Below are 1,316 nucleotides of genomic sequence, written 5' to 3' on the forward strand. Positions count from 1 at the left end.
TCCGGAAAATGAAACGGGCAAGATGCCCGTTCCACCACGATGCCTGTTCCACCACGATGCCTGTTCCACCACAATGCCCGTTCCACGATGCCTGTTCCACCACGATGCCTGTGGGGTGGGCATCCTGTTCGCCGGAAAATGAAACGGGCAAGATGCCCGTTCCACAAATATGCAGATTCCAGCAACATGACGGTTCCACCACGATGCCTGTTCCACCAAACTATTAAATTGATATTTTCAAGCAGCTTGTCACCCGGTCAGTCTTGATTCAGCGCCATGGCACCTAAATTCCAGTTTTGATATGGCCTTTTCCATGGCTAGATTCAAAAATTGGTCTACTGATGTATACAGCCATGACACAGAGGAATTGGTCTGATCACCGATTTTCTGAAATCCTATCGCCATTGACAGCTCTTGATAACTGGGATGGATGGTCATGGCGTATAAATCCCAAAGGTTCGGAAAATCAGCTTCCATACCCACTAGGGTTTGCTGCACATCCTCCAGGAATCGACACACATTTTGGTGAGTTATATAAGGAGTATCAATCATCCAACTCCTGACTAAGACCGAAGTACAATCCGGATTTCCGGGGGTAGCCATTTTTAGGGGGTCGATAGTGGAGCTGGAACTCAAATAGAGACTATTGATAGGGGGAAGGAAGAATTTTTCCTCAGACTCACTGGCGGTGGGATAGAGCATATAGAATCCAACGGGAGCAGAGGTATCACAGCGACGTAGCACTCGCATACTACTGGGGTATTGATGTGCCCAGCTCCGTAGCAGCTTGGTAATTTTGAAGGGGATATAATTGGTTGTATTACTCATCCAGTTGTAGTTGCGAGCCAAGAAATTCGCCACGATCACAGCATCAGTGCGGGGGTTAAAGCCATCAACTTGGAACTGTATGGGCTCAGCTAATGGGTTAGATGATGTTAAATGGCCAACAGGGCGAATTCTGATACAAATCGTATTGCCATCAAAGAGTTTATCAATTAATCCGAGATCCACTAGGATATCAATCATCATCCCAGCAGCGCGATCGCTTCCTCGGTCTTTGTTAGCATAGAACAGTTCTGCCGCTTCTCGATTAGTACAGGGCACAAACCCTTTCGGTATGGTCAATTGGCTAAGGGGTTTTCTTAAGCGACCACTCAATTCCTGTTGCTTGAGGAGTAGATAAGCCCACAATCGCACGAAATACTCTGCCCGACAGCGAGTTAAACCGACCCGTCGTGGGTTGATCAGTTTATATATATAGTTGTCTTGTAACTCATCCGGAAACCACTGATCGATAAATGCTGGATTCATTGAGA

2 protein-coding genes are annotated in these 1,316 nt (G+C 46.7%); both read right to left on the reverse strand.

Annotated features, from left to right (window positions below; translation table 11 throughout):
* Positions 1-188: hypothetical protein (locus F6K49_RS49805; protein ID WP_293110217.1), on the reverse strand; the 188-nt coding region annotated here is incomplete at its 3' end.
* 61 nt (positions 189-249) lie between these two features.
* A partial coding sequence (locus F6K49_RS49810; RefSeq protein WP_293110219.1) for a hypothetical protein occupies positions 250-1,316 on the reverse strand: 1,067 nt, incomplete at its 5' end.

The organism is Moorena sp. SIO3I6, from assembly GCF_010672095.1.